17 protein-coding genes and 3 pseudogenes are annotated in these 20,468 nt (G+C 50.3%); 11 read left to right on the top strand and 9 right to left on the bottom strand.

What is annotated here, in order from left to right:
* Position 1: 1 nt before the first annotated feature.
* Positions 2-3,049, bottom strand: a complete 3,048-nt coding sequence (gene fdnG / locus D9742_RS22185; protein WP_012602782.1) for a formate dehydrogenase-N subunit alpha — start codon at positions 3,047-3,049, stop codon at positions 2-4.
* 231 nt (positions 3,050-3,280) lie between these two features.
* Between fdnG and yddG the strand changes: the two genes are divergently transcribed.
* The 7 genes from yddG to D9742_RS22145 all read left to right on the top strand — a co-directional run bounded on the left by yddG (position 3,281) and on the right by D9742_RS22145 (position 13,553).
* Entirely contained in the window at positions 3,281-4,162 is an 882-nt protein-coding gene (gene yddG, locus D9742_RS22175; protein ID WP_130238266.1) for an aromatic amino acid efflux DMT transporter YddG, read from the top strand.
* Positions 4,163-4,440: 278 nt separating this feature from the next.
* Positions 4,441-5,829, top strand: a complete 1,389-nt coding sequence (gene narU / locus D9742_RS22170) for a nitrate/nitrite transporter NarU (RefSeq protein WP_130238265.1) — start codon at positions 4,441-4,443, stop codon at positions 5,827-5,829.
* Between the two features lie 97 nt (positions 5,830-5,926).
* Positions 5,927-9,667: a nitrate reductase Z subunit alpha gene (gene narZ / locus D9742_RS22165; RefSeq protein WP_130238264.1), complete on the top strand. Its 3,741-nt coding sequence runs from the start codon at positions 5,927-5,929 to the stop codon at positions 9,665-9,667.
* Positions 9,664-11,208 (top strand): nitrate reductase subunit beta, encoded by a 1,545-nt coding sequence (gene narH, locus D9742_RS22160; protein WP_000702560.1) that lies wholly within the window; start codon positions 9,664-9,666, stop codon positions 11,206-11,208. The genes narZ and narH overlap by 4 nt, the downstream gene beginning before the upstream one ends.
* A complete protein-coding gene (gene narW / locus D9742_RS22155) occupies positions 11,208-11,903 on the top strand; it encodes a nitrate reductase molybdenum cofactor assembly chaperone (RefSeq protein ID WP_130238263.1) in 696 nt (231 codons plus the stop codon). Before narH ends, narW begins: the two co-directional genes overlap by 1 nt.
* Entirely contained in the window at positions 11,900-12,580 is a 681-nt protein-coding gene (gene narI / locus D9742_RS22150) for a respiratory nitrate reductase subunit gamma (RefSeq protein WP_000617136.1), read from the top strand. The genes narW and narI overlap by 4 nt, the downstream gene beginning before the upstream one ends.
* A 79-nt stretch (positions 12,581-12,659) precedes the next feature.
* Entirely contained in the window at positions 12,660-13,553 is an 894-nt protein-coding gene (locus D9742_RS22145) for a PhzF family isomerase (protein ID WP_130238262.1), read from the top strand.
* A 108-nt stretch (positions 13,554-13,661) separates the two neighbouring features.
* Here D9742_RS22145 and nhoA read toward each other — a convergent pair whose 3' ends face one another.
* Complete coding sequence (nhoA, locus tag D9742_RS22140) at positions 13,662-14,507, bottom strand: N-hydroxyarylamine O-acetyltransferase (protein WP_072663085.1); 846 nt, start codon at positions 14,505-14,507, stop codon at positions 13,662-13,664.
* 174 nt (positions 14,508-14,681) lie between these two features.
* On the opposite strand from nhoA, the gene D9742_RS22135 reads away from it, so the two are divergent.
* On the top strand, positions 14,682-15,251 hold the full coding sequence (locus tag D9742_RS22135) for a flavin reductase family protein (protein ID WP_130238261.1): 570 nt from the start codon (positions 14,682-14,684) through the stop codon (positions 15,249-15,251).
* Positions 15,252-15,254: 3 nt separating this feature from the next.
* Here D9742_RS22135 and pptA read toward each other — a convergent pair whose 3' ends face one another.
* The gene (gene pptA / locus D9742_RS22130; RefSeq protein WP_001120141.1) at positions 15,255-15,482 is read right to left on the bottom strand and encodes a tautomerase PptA; all 228 of its coding nucleotides are present in this window, start codon (positions 15,480-15,482) and stop codon (positions 15,255-15,257) included.
* A gap of 331 nt (positions 15,483-15,813) precedes the next feature.
* Here pptA and D9742_RS22125 point away from each other — a divergent pair.
* Positions 15,814-16,407, top strand: a pseudogene (locus D9742_RS22125) (alkyl sulfatase C-terminal domain-containing protein); the annotation flags it as partial.
* 95 nt (positions 16,408-16,502) lie between these two features.
* The gene (locus D9742_RS22120) at positions 16,503-17,552 is read left to right on the top strand and encodes a GGDEF domain-containing protein (protein ID WP_130238284.1); all 1,050 of its coding nucleotides are present in this window, start codon (positions 16,503-16,505) and stop codon (positions 17,550-17,552) included.
* 94 nt (positions 17,553-17,646) lie between these two features.
* On the opposite strand, the pseudogene D9742_RS22115 reads toward D9742_RS22120, so the two are convergent.
* Both D9742_RS22115 and D9742_RS22110 read right to left on the bottom strand, forming a co-directional pair.
* Positions 17,647-17,802: pseudogene (locus tag D9742_RS22115) on the bottom strand (ISAs1 family transposase); the annotation flags it as partial.
* Positions 17,803-17,832: 30 nt separating this feature from the next.
* Positions 17,833-18,054, bottom strand: a complete 222-nt coding sequence (locus tag D9742_RS22110) for a hypothetical protein (RefSeq protein ID WP_240780509.1) — start codon at positions 18,052-18,054, stop codon at positions 17,833-17,835.
* Here D9742_RS22110 and D9742_RS23610 point away from each other — a divergent pair.
* A pseudogene (locus D9742_RS23610) lies at positions 18,029-18,127 on the top strand (toxin SymE, type I toxin-antitoxin system family protein); the annotation flags it as partial. The gene D9742_RS22110 and the pseudogene D9742_RS23610 overlap by 26 nt on opposite strands.
* Before the next feature lie 82 nt (positions 18,128-18,209).
* Here D9742_RS23610 and D9742_RS22100 read toward each other — a convergent pair.
* The 4 genes from D9742_RS22100 to D9742_RS23600 form a co-directional block, all read right to left on the bottom strand.
* Positions 18,210-18,614: an SMI1/KNR4 family protein gene (locus tag D9742_RS22100; RefSeq protein WP_130238260.1), complete on the bottom strand. Its 405-nt coding sequence runs from the start codon at positions 18,612-18,614 to the stop codon at positions 18,210-18,212.
* The gene (locus tag D9742_RS23605; RefSeq protein WP_240780511.1) at positions 18,605-18,868 is read right to left on the bottom strand and encodes an HNH endonuclease; all 264 of its coding nucleotides are present in this window, start codon (positions 18,866-18,868) and stop codon (positions 18,605-18,607) included. Before D9742_RS23605 ends, D9742_RS22100 begins: the two co-directional genes overlap by 10 nt.
* A gap of 386 nt (positions 18,869-19,254) precedes the next feature.
* Positions 19,255-19,650 carry a hypothetical protein gene (locus D9742_RS22090; protein ID WP_130238259.1) on the bottom strand — a complete coding sequence of 132 codons (396 nt, stop codon included), beginning with the start codon at positions 19,648-19,650 and terminating at the stop codon, positions 19,255-19,257.
* A 1-nt stretch (position 19,651) separates the two neighbouring features.
* A partial coding sequence (locus D9742_RS23600) for an RHS repeat-associated core domain-containing protein (RefSeq protein WP_240780510.1) occupies positions 19,652-20,468 on the bottom strand: 817 nt, incomplete at its 5' end.

Genomic DNA, 20,468 nt, shown 5'->3' with positions numbered 1-20,468 from the left:
CTTACGCCTTCTCGATGTTGACTAAGAACGCTTTATATTCCGGCGTTTGCGAGTTTGCATCACCGACATTCGGCGTCAGAGTGTTAGCGATATAACCTTTACGCGCGACACCCTCAAAGCCCCAGTGGATTGGAATACCCACCGTTTCAACCTGCTGACCGTTTACATTCAGCGGTTTCAGACGACGCGTTACCACAGCCACCGCGCGGATAAAGCCACGTTTGCTGGAGACAGTGACTCGATCGCCATTATTAATGCCTTTCGCCGCCGCCAGCGTTTCGCTGATTTCCACAAACTGTTCCGGCTGAGCAATGGCGTTGAGCAACGCGTGCTTGGTCCAGGTGTGGAAGTGCTCGGTCAGGCGATAGGTCGTACCCACATACGGGAACTGCTCTTTTTTACCCATCCGCAGCGCGTCTTGTTCATACAGACGAACAACCGGGTTAGACACCACGTTCGGATGCAGCGGGTTAGTGCCCAGCGGCGTTTCAATCGGCTCGTAGTGTTCCGGGAACGGACCTTCCGCCATTTTGTTGATGGCAAACAGGCGTCCCATCCCTTCCGGCTGCATAATAAACGGCCCGGTTGGCGTACCTGGTGCGGCATTGCCGAAGTCCGGAATATCGTTACCCGTCCACTTGCTGCCGTTCCACTGGATCAGCATCCGTTTCGGATCCCACGGTTTACCGTTGATATCCGCCGAAGCACGGTTGTAGAGTACGCGACGGTTGAGCGGCCATGCCCAGGCCCATCCCAGCGTATTCCCCAGACCGGATGGGTCGGAGTTATCGCGGTTGGCCATCTGGTTGCCCTGCTCTGTCCAGCTACCGGTGTAGATCCAGCAAGACGATGCGGTCGTACCGTCATCACGCAGATGCGCGAAGCTACTCAGCAACTGACCTTTCTTCGCAATCAGCACGCCATTAGCGTCATAGAGATCTTCCAGCGCATAGCCGTTGTTCTCTTTTGCCACTTCGTCAGATTGCGGTTCGTGCGGCTGCTTGTAGTTCCAGCTCATCTTCATCAGCGGTTCTACGCCTTTACCACCTTCGGCCTGGTACAGCTCGCGCAGGTGATGGTAGATACCCGCCAGAATTTCACCGTCGTTACGCGCTTCGCCCGGCGCGTCCTGACCTTTCCAGTGCCACTGCAACCAGCGACCGGAGTTAGCGATAGAACCATCCTCTTCAGCAAAGCAGGTCGAAGGCAGACGGAATACTTCAGTCTGAATAGACGCCGGATCGACATCGTTCGACTCGCCGTGGTTCTGCCAGAAGGTAGAGGTTTCAGTCACCAGCGGATCGATAACCACCATATACTTCAGCTTGCTCAGGCAGCTCACCACTTTGTTTTTGTCCGGGAAGGACGCAACCGGGTTAAAGCCCTGGCAGAAATAACCGGTGACTTTGCCTTCATCCATCATGTTGAAATACTTGATGACGTCGTAAGTCTGGTCCCACTTCGGCAGCCAGTCGTAGCCCCAGTTGTTCTCTTTCTGCGCGGCATCGCCGTAGAAAGATTTCATCAGGCTAACGAAGAACTTCGGATAGTTGCTCCAGTAGTTCACCTGATCAGCCAGCGTCGCTTTCGGCGTGTTCGCTTCCAGATACGACTGCAAATCAACCTGTTTTTCTGACGGCAGCGTCAGATAACCTGGCAGGCTGGTAGAGAGCAGGCCTAAGTCAGTCAGACCCTGAATGTTGGAGTGACCACGCAATGCGTTCACGCCGCCACCGGCCATACCCATGTTACCGAGCAGCAACTGGATCATCGCCATAGTACGGATGTTCTGCGCACCCACGGTGTGCTGCGTCCAGCCCAGCGCGTACAGGAAGGTAGTTGTGCGATCCGGCGCGCTGGTGGAGGCCAGCACTTCACACACTTTCAGGAAGTCGGCTTTTGGCGTACCGCAGATGTTTTCTACTACGTCCGGCGTGTAACGGGAAACGTGCTCTTTCAGCAGGTTCCACACACAGCGCGGATGAGTCAGTGTTTCATCGCGTTTCGCATAGCCGTTTTCATCGAACTGATAGTTCCAGGACGATTTATCGTACTGGCGTTTTTCAGCGTCATAACCGCTGAACAGGCCGTCTTCGAAAGCAAAATCATCACGAACCAGCAGGCTGGCGTTGGTATAATGCTTAACGTATTCGGCGTTGATTTTGTTGTTTTCGATCAGGTAGCGCAAAACGCCAGACAGGAACGTAATGTCCGTACCGGAACGAATAGGTGCGTAGATATCCGCCACAGAAGCGGTACGCGTAAAACGGGGATCGACAACGATCAAGGTTGCATCGTTGTTGTTTTTCGCTTCCATCGCCCAGCGGAAACCGACGGGATGCGCTTCAGCAGCGTTACCGCCCATCACCATCACGACGTTAGCGTTTTTGATATCCACCCAGTGGTTGGTCATCGCACCGCGACCAAATGTTGGAGCAAGACTTGCTACCGTTGGTCCGTGTCAGACGCGTGCCTGGTTGTCTACCGCCAGCATCCCGAGGGAGCGGGCAAATTTCTGCGTCAGCATCCCGGTTTCGTTGCTGGCGCCGGAGGCACACAGCATACCGGTAGAAAGCCAACGGTTTACCGTTACGCCCTGCTCGTTCTTTTCAATAAAGTTAGCGTCACGGTCAGCTTTCATCAGCTTCGCAATACGGGAGAATGCTTCATCCCAGCTAATGCGCTGCCATTTGTCAGAACCTGGCGCACGATATTCCGGGTAGCGCAGACGGTTTTCGCTGTTGACATAATCCAGCAGACCGGCCCCTTTCGGGCACAGCGCACCACGGCTTACCGGATGATCCGGGTCACCTTCAATGTGATAAATCGCTTCTCTGGCGTTTTTTGCGCCATCACCCAGGCTATACATCAATAGCCCGCAACCTACGGAACAGTATGTGCAGGTGTTACGGATCTCTTTCGCGCGTAATAATTTATAGTTTCGCGCCTGAGCCAGTGCTTGCTTCGGGGCAAAGCCCAATGCCGCTACTGTTGTTCCAGCCATACCGCCCGCGCAGATTTTAAAAAATTGTCTGCGACTGACGTCCATTGCTTTCCTCTTTTTTCAGGGGTATTACTGCGCGAGGAAACTAACAGTAAAATTCTGAATCTTTTTGCGCGAAATCAAAAAGAACATCTGTTTGCCACAAAATAATCCGCCTGCGCAAATTGACCTACCTCAATAGCGGTAGAAAAACGCACCACCGCCTGACAGGCCGGTTAAAAAAATGCTATAAATTTCAACTTAATTTTTAACGGCAAGAGAGACAAAACAGCGAGCATGACACGACAAAAAGCAACGCTCATAGGGCTAATAGCGATCGTCCTGTGGAGCACGATGGTAGGGTTGATTCGCGGCGTCAGTGAGGGGCTCGGTCCGGTCGGCGGCGCAGCTGCTATTTATTCATTAAGCGGGCTGCTGTTAATCTTCACGGTTGGATTTCCGCGTATTCGGCAGATCCCCAAAGGTTATTTACTTGCGGGGAGTTTCTTATTCGTCAGCTATGAAATCTGTCTGGCACTTTCCTTAGGTTATGCAGCGACTCGTCATCAGGCAATTGAAGTGGGCATGGTGAACTATTTATGGCCCAGTCTGACGATACTTTTTGCCATTCTGTTTAATGGTCAGAAGACCAACTGGCTGATTGTTCCTGGATTATTATTAGCCCTTGGCGGCGTCTGCTGGGTATTAGGGGGTGAAAATGGCCTCAAGCCGGATGAAATTATCAACAATATCACTACCAGCCCGTTAAGTTATTGCCTGGCGTTTGTTGGTGCTTTTATCTGGGCCGCTTATTGCACGGTCACCAATAAATATGCCCGTGGATTTAACGGTATTACCGTTTTCGTCCTACTGACAGGAGCAAGTTTGTGGGTTTACTATTTTTTAACGCCGCAACCAGAAATGGTATTTAGCACGCCCGTCATTATAAAACTCATTTCTGCGGCATTTACCTTAGGATTTGCTTACGCTGCATGGAATGTCGGTATATTACATGGCAACGTCACCATTATGGCGGTAGGTTCGTATTTTACGCCTGTGCTTTCCTCTGCGCTTGCTGCTGTGCTGCTCAGTGCGCCGCTGTCGTTCTCGTTCTGGCAAGGTGCGCTGATGGTCTGCGGCGGTTCCCTGCTCTGCTGGCTGGCAACGCGTCAACGATAAGCAAAGGCTACGACAATAAAGCCACGATTCATACGGCAACAAATACGTTTGCCGTATGTTAGTCTAAGAATAAGTAACAAATATGATGCATCACTGTTACATTCAGTAACACATATCCATTCAGATAATCAGCTTTCTCCCCCCGCAGTTTCGCTTTGTTATCTATTCTTTCAATCAGCACTTCACTCTATTTACTCTTAATTCTAATAACGGACCATTGCGTCCAATGTCCTGCCTTGTCTTTTTTTCATTAACAATGTGTGCATGTGAGGAAGAATATGGCACTACAAAATGAGAAAAATAATCGTTACCTTTTGCGCGACTGGAAGCCAGAAAATCCGGCCTTCTGGGAAAATAAAGGAAAACACATTGCCAGAAGAAACCTCTGGATATCAGTAAGTTGTTTACTCCTTGCCTTCTGTGTCTGGATGTTATTTAGCGCAGTTGCCGTTAATCTCAATAAAATCGGCTTTAATTTCACTACCGATCAGCTTTTTTTATTAACCGCCTTACCTTCCGTTTCCGGCGCATTATTGCGTGTTCCCTACTCCTTTATGGTGCCTATATTCGGCGGACGCCGTTGGACAGTTTTTAGTACCGCGATTCTGATTATTCCTTGCGTCTGGCTCGGTATTGCTGTGCAAAATCCGAATACTCCTTTTGGGATATTTATTGTTATTGCTTTGCTCTGTGGTTTTGCTGGCGCGAACTTTGCTTCGAGTATGGGAAATATCAGTTTTTTCTTCCCGAAAGCCAAACAAGGCAGTGCATTAGGGATTAATGGCGGGTTGGGGAATTTAGGCGTCAGCGTGATGCAACTGGTTGCGCCGTTGGTGATTTTTGTACCGGTATTTGCTTTTCTTGGCGTCAATGGCGTACCGCAGGCCGATGGTTCTGTGATGTCGCTGGCGAATGCCGCATGGATTTGGGTACCGCTACTGGCGATTGCTACGATCGCCGCCTGGTCAGGGATGAATGATATCGCCAGTTCACGCGCGTCAATTGCCGACCAGCTCCCTGTGTTACAACGCCTGCATCTCTGGCTGCTGAGCCTGCTTTACCTTGCCACCTTCGGTTCGTTTATCGGTTTTTCCGCCGGGTTTGCCATGCTGGCAAAAACGCAGTTCCCGGATGTGAACATTCTGCAACTGGCTTTTTTTGGCCCGTTTATCGGCGCCATTGCGCGGTCCGTCGGCGGTGCGATCTCCGATAAATTTGGCGGCGTGCGGGTGACGTTAATCAACTTTATTTTTATGGCGATTTTCAGCGCTCTGCTGTTCCTTACCCTACCTGGCACGGGGTCCGGCAATTTCATCGCATTTTACGCTGTTTTTATGGGGTTATTCCTTACCGCTGGTTTGGGAAGTGGTTCTACTTTTCAGATGATCGCTGTCATCTTTCGCCAGATAACGATTTATCGCGTCAAGATGAAAGGCGGTAGCGATGAACAAGCCCAGCGAGAAGCAATCACCGAAACGGCGGCGGCACTGGGCTTTATCTCCGCCATCGGCGCGGTGGGCGGTTTCTTTATTCCACAAGCATTTGGCATGTCGCTGAATATGACCGGCTCGCCAGTGGGCGCGATGAAAGTGTTTTTAATCTTTTACATCATTTGTGTGCTGCTGACCTGGCTGGTTTATGGTCGGCGGAAGTTCAGCCAAAAATAAGAGATCGATGCCTGATGCGTCTTCTTATCAGGCTGCAACCGTGTCGCATCCGACAAGGCATCCGATCCCAAATCATTCCTGAAGCAGGAGTCATGTCATGAGTAAACTTTTGGATCGCTTTCGCTACTTCAAACAAAAGGGCGAAACCTTTGCCGATGGTCACGGCCAGGTGATGCATAGCAACCGCGACTGGGAAGATAGCTACCGCCAGCGTTGGCAATTCGACAAAATCGTGCGCTCTACCCACGGCGTTAACTGTACTGGCTCCTGTAGCTGGAAAATCTATGTTAAAAACGGCCTGGTGACCTGGGAAATCCAGCAGACCGACTACCCACGTACCCGCCCTGACCTGCCCAATCATGAACCACGCGGATGCCCACGCGGCGCAAGTTACTCATGGTATCTCTACAGTGCTAACCGCCTGAAATACCCGCTCATTCGTAAACGACTGATTGAACTGTGGCGCGAAGCCCTCAAGCAACACAGCGATCCTGTAATAGCGTGGGAATCGATTATGAATGACCCGCAAAAGTGCCTGAGCTACAAGCAGGTACGTGGGCGTGGCGGTTTTATCCGCTCCAACTGGCAGGAGCTAAACCAACTGATTGCTGCCGCTAACGTCTGGACCATCAAAACCTATGGCCCGGATCGCGTTGCCGGATTCTCGCCGATTCCAGCCATGTCGATGGTATCTTACGCCGCCGGAACGCGTTATCTTTCGCTGCTTGGCGGCACCTGTTTAAGCTTCTACGACTGGTATTGCGACCTGCCGCCCGCCTCGCCGATGACCTGGGGCGAACAAACCGACGTGCCGGAATCTGCCGACTGGTATAACTCCAGTTACATCATTGCCTGGGGGTCTAACGTACCGCAGACACGTACGCCGGACGCCCATTTCTTTACCGAAGTGCGCTACAAAGGCACCAAAACTATCGCCATTACCCCTGATTACTCTGAAGTGGCCAAATTGTGCGACCAGTGGCTGGCACCGAAACAAGGCACTGATAGCGCCCTGGCGATGGCAATGGGCCATGTGATTTTAAGAGAGTTTCATCTCGATAATCCCAGCGACTATTTTATCAACTACTGCCGCCGCTACAGCGACATGCCGATGCTGGTAATGCTGGAGCCTCGCGACGATGGTAGCTACATTCCCGGACGCATGATCCGCGCGTCCGACCTGGTGGATGGACTGGGCGAAAACAACAATCCGCAGTGGAAAACCGTGGCAGTTAATACCGCAGGTGAACTGGTGGTGCCGAACGGTTCGATTGGTTTTCGCTGGGGCGAAAAAGGCAAATGGAACCTGGAATCCATCGCCGCAGGGACAGAAACTGAGTTGGCGTTAACCTTGCTCGGTCAACACGACACCGTTGCAGGCGTGGCCTTCCCCTACTTTGGCGGCATTGAAAATCCGCACTTTCGCAGCGTAAAACACGATCCGGTACTGGTGCGTCAATTACCCGTTAAAAACCTGACATTAGCCGATGGCAGCAACTGTCCGGTCGTCAGCGTTTATGATTTGGTACTGGCGAATTACGGCCTCGATCGCGGGCTGGAAGATGAAAGCAGCGCGAAAGATTACGCTGAAATCAAACCGTACACCCCAGCCTGGGGTGAGCAAATTACCGGCGTACCGCGCCAGTACATTGAAACCATCGCCCGCGAATTTGCCGATACCGCCCATAAAACGCATGGGCGCTCGATGATTATCCTCGGTGCTGGTGTCAACCACTGGTATCACATGGACATGAACTACCGCGGGATGATCAACATGCTGATCTTCTGCGGATGTGTCGGGCAAAGCGGTGGCGGCTGGGCGCACTATGTCGGTCAGGAAAAACTGCGCCCGCAAACCGGTTGGTTGCCGCTGGCCTTTGCGCTCGACTGGAACCGTCCACCGCGCCAGATGAACAGCACCTCGTTTTTCTACAATCACTCCAGCCAATGGCGCTATGAAAAAGTCTCTGCTCAGGAGTTGCTCTCGCCGCTGGCCGATGCCAGCAAATACAGCGGTCATCTGATTGATTTCAACGTTCGCGCCGAACGCATGGGCTGGCTGCCTTCCGCGCCGCAACTGGGGCGTAACCCGCTCAGGATTAAAGCCGAAGCCGACAAGGCCGGATTATCACCCGCCGAATTTACCGCTCAGGCATTGAAGTCGGGCGATTTACGTATGGCCTGCGAACAGCCAGATAGCGGTAGCAATCATCCACGGAACTTGTTTGTCTGGCGTTCTAACCTGCTTGGCTCCTCCGGCAAAGGCCATGAATATATGCAGAAGTATTTGCTGGGTACGGAAAGCGGGATTCAGGGGGAAGAACTCGGCGCCAGTGGCGGGATCAAACCGGAAGATGTCGAGTGGCAAACTGCGGCGATTGAAGGCAAGCTCGACCTGCTGGTGACGCTCGATTTCCGCATGTCCAGCACCTGCCTGTTCTCCGATATTGTTCTGCCTACCGCCACCTGGTACGAAAAAGACGATATGAATACCTCGGATATGCATCCGTTTATTCATCCGCTTTCTGCGGCGGTCGATCCGGCGTGGGAGTCACGCAGCGACTGGGAAATCTACAAAGGTATTGCCAAAGCATTTTCACAAGTGTGCGTGGGTCATCTCGGCAAAGAAACCGACGTGGTACTGCAACCACTGCTGCACGACTCTCCGGCAGAGCTCTCACAGCCGTGTGAAGTGCTCGACTGGCGCAAAGGGGAATGCGATCTGATTCCAGGTAAAACCGCGCCGAATATTGTAGCGGTGGAGCGTGACTACCCTGCTACGTATGAACGCTTTACCTCGCTCGGGCCATTGATGGACAAACTCGGCAACGGCGGTAAAGGGATTTCGTGGAATACCCAGGATGAAATCGATTTCCTCGGTAAACTCAATTACACCAAACGTGATGGCCCGGCACAGGGGCGTCCACTGATTGACACCGCCATTGACGCATCAGAAGTGATTCTGGCTCTGGCACCGGAAACCAACGGTCATGTTGCAGTCAAAGCGTGGCAGGCGCTGGGCGAGATCACCGGACGCGAACATACCCATCTGGCGCTGCACAAAGAGGACGAGAAGATTCGCTTTCGCGATATTCAGGCGCAGCCGCGTAAAATTATCTCCAGCCCCACTTGGTCCGGTCTCGAAAGCGATCACGTCTCTTACAACGCCGGATATACCAACGTTCATGAGTTAATTCCGTGGCGCACGCTGTCGGGACGCCAGCAGCTCTATCAGGATCATCCGTGGATGCGTGCTTTTGGTGAAAGCCTGGTGGCTTATCGCCCGCCTATCGACACCCGTAGCGTCAGTGAGATGCGCCAGATCCCGCCAAACGGCTTCCCGGAAAAAGCACTTAACTTCCTGACGCCGCACCAGAAATGGGGCATTCACTCCACCTACAGTGAAAACCTGCTAATGCTGACGCTCTCTCGCGGTGGACCGATTGTCTGGATCAGCGAAACCGATGCCCGTGAACTGACCATTGTCGATAACGACTGGGTGGAAGTGTTTAACGCCAATGGCGCGCTGACGGCCCGCGCGGTGGTCAGCCAACGTGTACCGCCGGGTATGACTATGATGTATCACGCCCAGGAACGCATTATGAATATCCCCGGCTCGGAAGTAACCGGCATGCGCGGCGGCATTCATAACTCGGTCACCCGCGTTTGCCCGAAACCGACGCATATGATTGGCGGTTACGCGCAGCTGGCCTGGGGCTTCAACTACTACGGCACCGTCGGCTCGAACCGCGACGAATTTATCATAATCCGCAAGATGAAGAACGTTAACTGGCTGGATGATGAAAGTCGCGATCAGGTACAGGAGGCGAAAAAATGAAAATACGTTCGCAAGTCGGCATGGTGCTTAACCTCGATAAATGTATTGGCTGCCATACCTGTTCGGTGACCTGTAAAAACGTCTGGACCGGACGCGAAGGCATGGAGTACGCATGGTTTAACAACGTCGAAACCAAACCGGGCATTGGTTATCCGAAAAACTGGGAAGATCAGGAAGAGTGGCAAGGCGGCTGGGTCCGCGATGTGAATGGCAAGATACGCCCGCGTCTGGGCAGCAAGATGGGCGTAATAACCAAAATCTTCGCCAACCCGGTGGTGCCGCAGATTGACGATTACTACGAACCTTTCACCTTCGACTACGAACATTTGCATAGCGCGCCGGAAGGTAAACATATTCCTACTGCTCGCCCGCGTTCACTGATTGATGGTAAGCGGATGGACAAAGTGATCTGGGGGCCAAACTGGGAAGAACTGCTGGGCGGCGAGTTTGAAAAACGCGCCCGCGACCGCAACTTCGAGGCCATGCAAAAGGAGATGTACGGGCAGTTTGAAAACACCTTCATGATGTATCTACCGCGCCTGTGCGAACACTGCCTCAATCCCAGCTGCGTGGCGACCTGCCCCAGCGGCGCTATCTACAAACGCGAAGAAGATGGCATTGTGCTGATCGATCAGGATAAATGCCGTGGCTGGCGTTTGTGCATTAGCGGTTGTCCGTACAAAAAAATCTACTTCAACTGGAAAAGCGGCAAGTCAGAAAAATGTATCTTCTGTTATCCGCGAATTGAGTCAGGCCAACCCACCGTGTGCTCAGAAACCTGCGTGGGTCGCATCCGGTATCTGGGCGTGCTGCTTTACGACGCCGACCGCATTGAGGAAGCGGCGAGCACCGAACGCGAGGTTGATCTCTATGAACGCCAGTGCGAAGTATTCCTCGATCCGCACGATCCCTCAGTGATCGAAGAGGCCCTGAAACAAGGTATCCCGCAAAATGTGATTGAAGCTGCTCAGCGTTCGCCTGTCTACAAAATGGCGATGGACTGGAAACTGGCGCTACCGTTGCACCCTGAATATCGCACCCTGCCGATGGTCTGGTACGTACCGCCGCTGTCGCCGATTCAGTCCTACGCCGATGCGGGCGGCTTACCGAAAAGCGAAGGCGTGCTGCCCGCCATCGAAAGCCTGCGTATTCCGGTGCAATATCTCGCCAATATGTTGAGTGCGGGCGATACCGGTCCGGTACTTCGAGCGCTAAAACGGATGATGGCGATGCGCCACTATATGCGTTCGCAAACCGTGGAAGGTGTGACCGATACCCGTGCCATCGACGAAGTTGGGCTGAGTGTCGCCCAGGTAGAAGAAATGTATCGCTACCTTGCCATCGCCAACTATGAAGATCGTTTTGTCATTCCAACCAGTCATCGGGAAATGGCGGGCGATGCCTTTGCAGAACGCAACGGCTGCGGCTTCACCTTTGGCGACGGTTGCCACGGCTCAGACAGCAAATTCAACCTGTTCAACAGTAGCCGTATCGATGCCATCAACATCACCGAAGTGCGCGACAAAGCGGAGGGTGAATAATGCAGATCCTCAAAGTGATCGGCCTGTTGATGGAGTACCCGGACGAGCTGTTGTGGGAGTGTAAGGACGACGCGCTGGCGCTTATCCGCCGCGACGCGCCGATGCTCACCGATTTTGCACTCGACCTGCTCAACGCGCCGCTGCTGGATAAACAGGCCGAATGGTGTGAAGTGTTCGACCGCGGGCGCACTACGTCGCTGCTGCTGTTTGAACATGTTCATGCCGAGTCCCGCGATCGCGGCCAGGCAATGGTGGACCTGCTGGCGGAGTATGAAAAGGTCGGTCTGCAACTGGATTGTCGGGAACTGCCCGATTATTTGCCGCTGTATCTGGAGTATTTAAGCGTACTGCCGGACGATCAGGCGAAAGAAGGATTACTCAACGTTGCGCCGATCCTCGCCCTGCTTGGCGGACGCTTAAAACAACGTGAGGCACCGTGGTACGTGTTATTTGACGGCCTGTTGCAACTGGCAGGAAGCCCCCTGTCAAGTGACAGTGTCACAAAACAAATTCGTAGTGAAGAGCGTGACGACACCCGCCAGGCGCTGGATGCGGTGTGGGAAGAAGAACAGGTGAAGTTTATTGAAGATAACGCCACGGCGTGTGACAGCTCGCCGCTTAATCAATATCAGCGACGCTTTAGCCAGGATGTCGCGCCGCAGTACGTCGACATCAGTGCGGGAGGTGGGAAATGATTCAGTATCTGAACGTCTTTTTTTACGATATCTACCCGTACTTGTGTGGCACGGTTTTTATCCTCGGAAGCTGGCTGCGCTACGATTACGGGCAGTATACCTGGCGCGCCGCCTCCAGCCAGATGCTGGATAAACGCGGGATGGTACTGTGGTCGAATCTGTTCCATATCGGCATTCTTGGAATCTTCTTCGGTCATCTGTTCGGCATGTTAACGCCGCACTGGATGTACGCGTGGTTTCTGCCGGTGGCGGTAAAACAGCAAATGGCGATGATCCTCGGCGGGATATGCGGGGTATTGACGCTGATTGGCGGCGCGGGGTTGCTGGTGCGTCGTTTAACCAATCCCCGCATCAGGGCGACATCTTCTGGGGCGGATATCCTGATCCTCGCCATTTTGTTAATTCAATGCATTCTGGGATTAACCACCATTCCCTTTTCAGCACAACATCCGGACGGCAGTGAAATGATGAAGCTGGTGGGCTGGGCACAAAGCATCGTCACTTTCCAGGGCGGTGCATCAACACATCTTGATGGTGTCGCCTTTATTTTCCGCGTTCATCTGGTGCTGGGAATGACCATCTTCCTACTCTTCCCGTTCACCCGACTGGTGCATGTGTGGAGCGCGCCGTTTGAGTACTTTACTCGTCGGTATCAGATTGTGCGTTCGCGGCGATAATTTTCACCCTGGCCGGATAGCCCTTCGCTCTCCGGCCACTTGCAGGCTATGATAGCTCTCCAGTCACAGGAGAACGTTAATGAAACCGCAGGTTTACCACGTCGATGCTTTTACCTCTCAACCGTTTCGCGGCAATTCTGCCGGTGTTGTTTTCCCCGCCGATAATCTTAGCGAAGCGCAAATGCAGCTTATCGCCCGCGAATTAGGTCATTCGGAAACGGCTTTTCTGCTGCACAGCGACGACAGCGATGTGCGCATCCGCTACTTTACGCCAACAGTTGAAGTGCCGATTTGTGGTCACGCGACAGTAGCTGCGCACTATGTACGTGCGAAGGCGTTAGGTTTAGGAAATTGCACGATCTGGCAAACGTCACTGGCAGGAAAACATCGCGTGACTATCGAAAAGCAAAACGATGATTATCGTATTTCGCTAGAGCAAGGTACGCCGGGCTTTGAGCCACCGCTGGAAGGTGAAACACGAGCGGAGATTATCAACGCACTTCATCTCACTGAAGACGATATATTGCCTGGCTTACCAATCCAGGTGGCAACCACAGGACACTCAAAAGTGATGATTCCACTGAAACCGGAAGTGGACATCGACGCCCTTTCGCCTGACCTTGCTGCGCTGACCGCTATCAGCAAGCAGATTGGCTGCAATGGTTTCTTCCCGTTCCAGATCCGCCCAGGCAAAAATGAAACCGATGGTCGCATGTTCTCACCTGCAATTGGTATTGTGGAAGATCCGGTGACCGGGAATGCCAATGGCCCGATGGGCGCATGGTTGGTACATCACAACGTATTGCCCCACGATGGCAGCGTGTTGCGTGTTAAAGGCCATCAGGGGCGCGCATTGGGGCGTGACGGCGTGATTGATGTGACGGTGACAATTCGCGATAACCAACCGGAGAGTGTCACCATTTCTGGCACTGCGGTGATTCTTTTCCATGCTGAATGGGCAATTGAACTCTGAAACCGTTGCAATAGATGGCAGAAAAACAAATTGCCTGATGCGCTTCGCTTATCAGGCCTACAACCGCCGGATAAGGCGTTTACGCCGCATCCGGCACTCTGGCACAAACTATTTCCCCGCCTCCGGGTGCGTATCAAACGCCGCCATCACCAACGCCAGTTCATCCACGGTAAAGCCATGCTTTGCGTCATCTACGCCCAGACCAAACTGTTCCTGCATCACAGCATATAACGACGCCACATCAGGTAGATTTCGCTGCTCCACCGCGTGCCCATTTTCATAATGGGTGAAATGAAAATTGGTCAGCGTTAGCTTGCCACCGTCCGGCAAATGGCGGCACATCAACAAATGATGGCGAAAATGCGATTGCGGCCAGTGCGCCGACCAGAAATTGCCCATCACATAATCGCTTTGTTGTTGCTCGCAGAGATCAAAAAGATACATCGACTGCCAGTGCTGATGATGATTAAACTGCAAAATCCAGTCATCCCCTTCCTGTAAAAGCCGATATTCGCCATGTGGCGTTATTTGTGCGATATCCGCCACTAAACGAATCGGCGCAGTCAATGTCTGACCACCGAAACCGACATCAGCAATCCATTTTTCTCCTTCCAGCTCCACCAACAGCAAACGATGTGTACGCGGCGGTAATGCTGGCGGATTAGATAACACTACGCGACCTAACAGACTGCGTACCTGAAAACCCAGCTCACGTAATACCCGCTCAAACACGCCATTCTGTTCAAAGCAGTAACCGCCACGCCGGGCGAACACCAATTTCTCTTCCAGAGATTGATCATCAAGCTGCATTTCCCTCGGCAGCAGAACATCGAGATTTTCAAATGGAATGGTGCAATTGTGTTTCAGGTGTAATGCACGAAGCGTATCGATATTGACCGCAGCAGCTCCAGACCAGTTAATGCGGGCAAAATAATGATTCAGAATGGGCGTCATCAGGCGTTTCCGTTAGTGGTTTTATCAACTTATAACCTGGAATAGACGCCGCACAGGCTATTTTGTGCGATCGCGGACATGCATCACGTTCGCAAATCGCCGATCCCGTTAATTTCGTTGCTTATTGCGTTACGAGCTACGCTTTTAAAACACCCTTCTTAGCGAGGCGATACCGTGAGCCGATTCATCCCCGTCGAGTTGCATCATGCCAGCCGTCTGTTAAATCATGGCCCCACAGTTTTGATAACCAGTTTCGATGATCAATCTCAGCGGCGTAACCTTATGGCTGCGGCCTGGTCGATGCCGGTGGAGTTTGAACCGCCACGTGTGGCGATTGTGGTAGATAAATCGACATGGACCAGGGAGTTGATTGAACGTAACAGTAAATTTGGCATCGTTATCCCGGGCGTTGCAGCAACTAACTGGACGTGGGCGGTGGGAAGTGTGTCGGGTCGTGAAGAAGATAAATTTAATTGCTACGGCATTCCGGTGGTGAAAGGCCCGGTGCTTGGTTTGCCGCTGGTCGAGGAAAAATGTCTGGCGTGGATGGAGTGCCGCCTGCTACCTGCGACCTCCGAGCAAGAAAAATACGATACGCTATTTGGCGAAGTGGTATCGGCAGCGGCAGACGCACGAGTATTTGTCGAAGGCCGCTGGCAGTTTGATGATGATAAACTCAATACACTACATCATTTAGGCGCTGGCACCTTCGTTACCAGCGGCAAGCGAGTTACGGCAGGTTAAGCATTACATGCTGTAACCAGGTTTCTTTATCAAAGCCTCCATTTGGGGCGCGATTTCGGCGTCCCAGATAGCTTGCCATGATTCTGGTTGAATCTGCTGTAGAGCAATGCTTATCGAACTGTCTTTACTGTTCAGATGGCGAATAATAACGTCGGTAATATCTGCAGCAAGTGCTGCTTTTTGTTGTTCGTCCAGTTCCCGTGGAAAACATTTTATGTCTATGTGAGGCATGATTGTGCTCCTTTTGAAAGATGTCAGTAAAATTAACACACGTTGTGACTGTCATGTGTCCGGTGATGCTTTTTTACGACAATAATGCCTACTTGAATTTGTACATATTTGTACTACCCTGTTTTAAATAAAGCACCAACAAAAACGTTAACTTGCAGAATATATTCTTCGCCAACATGCCATTAAGAAAACATCAAGTCCCGGCTTGCCAATTTATTAACGCCCATTATAGTTATTCTTGCCCTCACTAAAAATTTTCATTCTTAATTACACCAATAAAAACCCATTCTGGAGACGCTAAAGATGCAGCTTAATCAACAACAAGCAAACATTTGTCGAGTATATGGGCGGTGCTGATGCTATTTTACAAAAAGCCAAACAGGATTATGGCCAGGGTAATTTCCGCTGGGTTGCCCAGGTTGTTAGTAAGGTGGTGTTTGCCGATCCAAACAACCAGGCAGCGAGAAATCTGGAAGCTGACGCGCTTGAGCAGTTAGGCTATCAGGCTGAATCTGGGCCGTGGCGTAATTTCCATCTCAGTGGCGCACAGGAATTGCGTAATGGCGTACAACAATTACCAACACCAAATACTGCCGGCCCTGACACCGTGCGTGCGATGACGCCAGAGATGTTTTTTGATTATCGTGCCGTCCATATTAATGGTGAGAAAGCGGCAGATGCCAAAGCCGTGTTGAATTTCGATTTTGGTGTTCTCAATCATACCGCTGGTGTAGAGGCTTCGGATGCTGATGCTACTATCTCTCTGTCTCGTGATGTATTGAACAAAATTGTACTGAAAGAAGAGACGCTGAAAGAAGCCACGGACAAAGGAGATGTCAAAATTACTGGTAATGCGGAAAAACTCAACGAGCTGTTAGGTTATATGGATAATTTTGAATTTTGGTTCAATATAGTGACACCATAAATTTACTGTGTATCGGGCAGGTATCCTGCCCTTTTTTGGTTAAAAAAATGGCTGAAAGAAGAAAAACGCCTCACTCGTGGAAAACCCGCGGCGATATGGTAATTCGCGGCATGACAATTAGTTTGCCATGGTTTGCTTTTATCAATGTCAGTTTTGCATTGATGATTTTGCTGCGCCGTGTTCTGTTTAATGACCTTACTCCTCCTTGGTTAAATGAAAAAAGCCTTATACATTCCATTGATATATCTGCAACGGGTATTCTGCTGATTTGCGGTGGTTTACTACTCATCCCTCGGCAAAAAACCTTACCTATCCAGGTGCTATTAGTTGCCCTGAGCCTGCTATGGTCATGGTGTAGTTATCACTTTATTGCGCACTGGACGCTGCAGTTTGCTTATCCACTATGTGTATTATTAATGCTTAGTGGCGTTGTTGCACTTTATTTCCATACCCCATCATTGCTCGCATTTGTCATTCCCTTATGGTTCACCACTCCAATAGCGAGTCTTATGCTTAATCAACAGATCAATATTCATTTTGCTGTTATCTGGTGTATTTTTTCACTGGCTCTATATGGTGGGCGACTCATTTTGTTACGTTGGTTTGAAGAAGCATGGGAACAAAACAGCTATAACAATCAGTTAATTAATCGCCTTGACGCATTAGCACACCGTGATCCTTTAACTGGGGTAGCAAACCGACGTGCAATGAACAGTATCTTACACGACGCGATAGATAACGGCGGGCCATTTGCTCTTATTATGCTGGATGTCGATTTTTTTAAACGTTACAACGACACTTACGGGCATCCCGCTGGGGATCGTTGTCTGATACAAGTTGCCGACGCTCTACAGCGTTCAACTCGCCAGTCAGAGGATGTCGTCGTCCGTTATGGTGGCGAAGAGTTTGCCATCATACTTTTTAATGCAACATTGCCGGAAGCAGAGACGGTAGCAGCCAGAGTGAAGCAAGAACTTAAACTGGCAGCTATCCCGCATCAGGCATCTGCTGTTAGTGCGTTTGTTACGGTTAGTCAGGGGATTACCTGTTCTGCTCCCGCAAAAACGGCTGAACAAATTGTTTCAGATGCCGACGCCGCGTTATACCGGGCGAAAGAAAGTGGGCGAAATCAATGGGCTTTATAAGCATTAGGGGACCGGCCAGATTACGTCTCTCCTGCTCTTAACAAGGACTGACGGGGGGTAATAATTAGTCTATATCTATTTCTTAGCGATGTCTTTCTGGCATCTCATTGGATTTTTCATCCATCTTGCTCTTCCCGAGGACCAGATTGTGCATTATTGAGGATGCAATAATAACGTGAATCGCTCCCCTGCGACGACTTTTATCATCTGAAGAATGACATTCACGCATCCCGGTAATACATTCATGAAATGAAAAGGTGGTGGCAGTCCGGTTGCTGAGTTAATCGTACTGATGGGTTAAGACGCCCTGCGCCGTCTCCTCGGTCAGCATCCGCCCCAGTCTGTCATAACTGAAGCGGATAATCTCCGGGGCGTCCGTTTCTCCGGCATCCGACCACTGGTGAACACCACTTCCATGACCACGTTCAGCGCGTTGTAACGGTACGCCTGGCGGCAGCCATCCGGCTCTACCCGTCGTGCTACCAACACAGCATCTTCCCAACCGCAGTGACACGCCGGTTATCAAAATCAGCGCCAAATGGCTGAGAGAAGCGGGATTTGAGATCGGAACGGGATGTTTAGTGTGCTGAACGAGAGTTTAATAATAAAAAGCCGGGAAGATTTTATTTCTTTCCCGGCCTTTTAATAAAATACTATTTATGATAATTTATTAATAAATGAATCAAAAGATTCACATACAAAAGCTAATTCCTTTTCATCCATTAACCATATGTATATTTTCCCATAGTCTTTATCCCTCAATGAAAGCAAAAAACAATTACCACCCTCATCATCAGCAAAAGGAACCATATCTTTTAAGTCAAGGAAATCATCAATTAAATCTTGATAGGTTTTTTCTATCGGAACTTTCCCATGTTTTATTGAAATGAACCCAGAAAATAATAACGGAGAAGATTGTCCATTTTCAGATAAATATCCACCATTATTTTCAAGATAAAAATTTTTAAAGCTATCAGGAAGTTTTTTACCGAAATACTTTTCAAAGTCGGAAAATTCATCCTGAGTTAGTTTTTTTTCCGACTCTTCAATCGTTAACCGCATTTCCGTGATCCTCTGTTTCTGGCTGGATGAGTATACTCTTTGCCAGTTGCAGCCTTATACTGACTAACACCACCATTATGGCTTATACCGCTATGAGCTTGCTTTTCTATTAGCTGCATTGTTCCTGTATTAGTAACAGGATCATAATCATCAAGATGGTGCCAGACATATCCTCTTGGAGTTGAAACCTGATTTAACCCAGCCTTCGCATTCGCTCTCTGATAATCAACCTCATAATCACCTGAATATTCAATAGTAACTTTAGGGCTAACTCCAGGTCGTTTGTTATATAACGCATTACTATTTGAATAGTCTAAACCACCGCCAGAAGTTCTTGTTACCCCTGTATAACCGCGATCTTCTAATTTAGCAATTGGATCTACAGCAAGTCCTAACGGATCGATCCAGCTTAACGGATTCGGTGGATATTGGTATAAGTTTAATCCACCAAGCAGCCCTATCGGATCGGGTTACGTAAATGTTCCACAGTCCGAGTCGTAGTACCTCAGAAGGTTGCAGTGCAATCCCACCTTGCGACATCAAGGCATAGTTTCAGAAAAAGTAAGGAGCAATCACCATACCCCAATTCACTGGGTGCTAAATAATATCTGGTAACATCCCTTATTTCAATTCTATTTCATTACAACTTCTTTGCTTTCCATATTCTTTGCGCAGCTAAAAAAGATACTCCTTTGAACCAAGACGCACATTCAATAACTTGTTCCCATGAATATATTTTACGTGAGCTAAATTTTATCGATTCATCTTGGTTCATTATCTCAATAAAATAATATCCTTTATTATAATCTCTTTTTTCTATTCGATCTTCAGCTCTTGCCGAACGTATAGAAATAACACAATCATCTAATAAACAAAATCTTTTCTTTATAATCGCATCATCTTGGTTCCATGGATTTGTACTTGCCATTTGTTCTGATTGTTTCAGCTCATTCACTACTGTATACCAAATAGCTTCGGTATCACTTGCCTTTGCATTCTCTCTATCAGACTCGGATCTAAATATAATTTTGTCCATTTTAATAATCCAAATGTAAATTACTTAAAATACCGTCTGCCTCATTCCAGGCATTGACATGGGAACCAGCCCCGAATTCAGGATGTCCTAAAATGTCATCACGCCACCCCGCAGTTCCACTTGCGTTTGTAGCACCTATACGTCCTTGAGAATCTTTCCACGTATATGGACCACCTCTAAAGTCAGGCTTTCTTGTTATGATACGATCAGAACCGAGATTCCCCGCTATTTCTGATGCAGCCTGTCTTGCAGCTCGACGATTAGGCATCTGATATCGATTCTCAGCGGTCTGAATCCCGCCATGCTTTTTGATAATATCTTCAGCACGTTTCTGGCCTGTACTACTAGAGAAACATGATTTTAGCCCAAGCGGGTCAATCCAACTCAGCGGATTCGGCGCATACTGGTAGGGATTGATACCACCCGCCAGCCCTATCGGGTCCGTTACCATGAACCGCCCGACATCCGGATCATAGTACCTGTGCAGATTGTAGTGCAGCCCCGTTTCCCTGTCGAGGTACTGTCCCTGGTAACGCAGGTTCTGCTCCACCCTGCCGTGGTCCTTCTCCTGTATCGTGTTACCCCAGACCTGATACCCCGTCTCCCACACGATTTTCCCGTCACTGTCCGTCATCTCTTCCGGCGCGCCGTTCACATCCGTGTGAAAATACAGTATCCGGGTCGGTCCCTCTTTCCCCGCCTTATCCACCCGCGCCAGCGGTTCATAACTCCCCGGCCCTCTGTAGATGTACAGGCTGCTTATTCCCTCCGGCCTGCTCTCCTGCGCCAGCCGCATCCCGTCCCATAAAAATTTTGTC

The organism is Escherichia sp. E1V33 (assembly GCF_004211955.1).
GTDB lineage: Bacteria > Pseudomonadota > Gammaproteobacteria > Enterobacterales > Enterobacteriaceae > Escherichia.
This window is presented reverse-complemented; position numbering and strand designations above follow the sequence as displayed.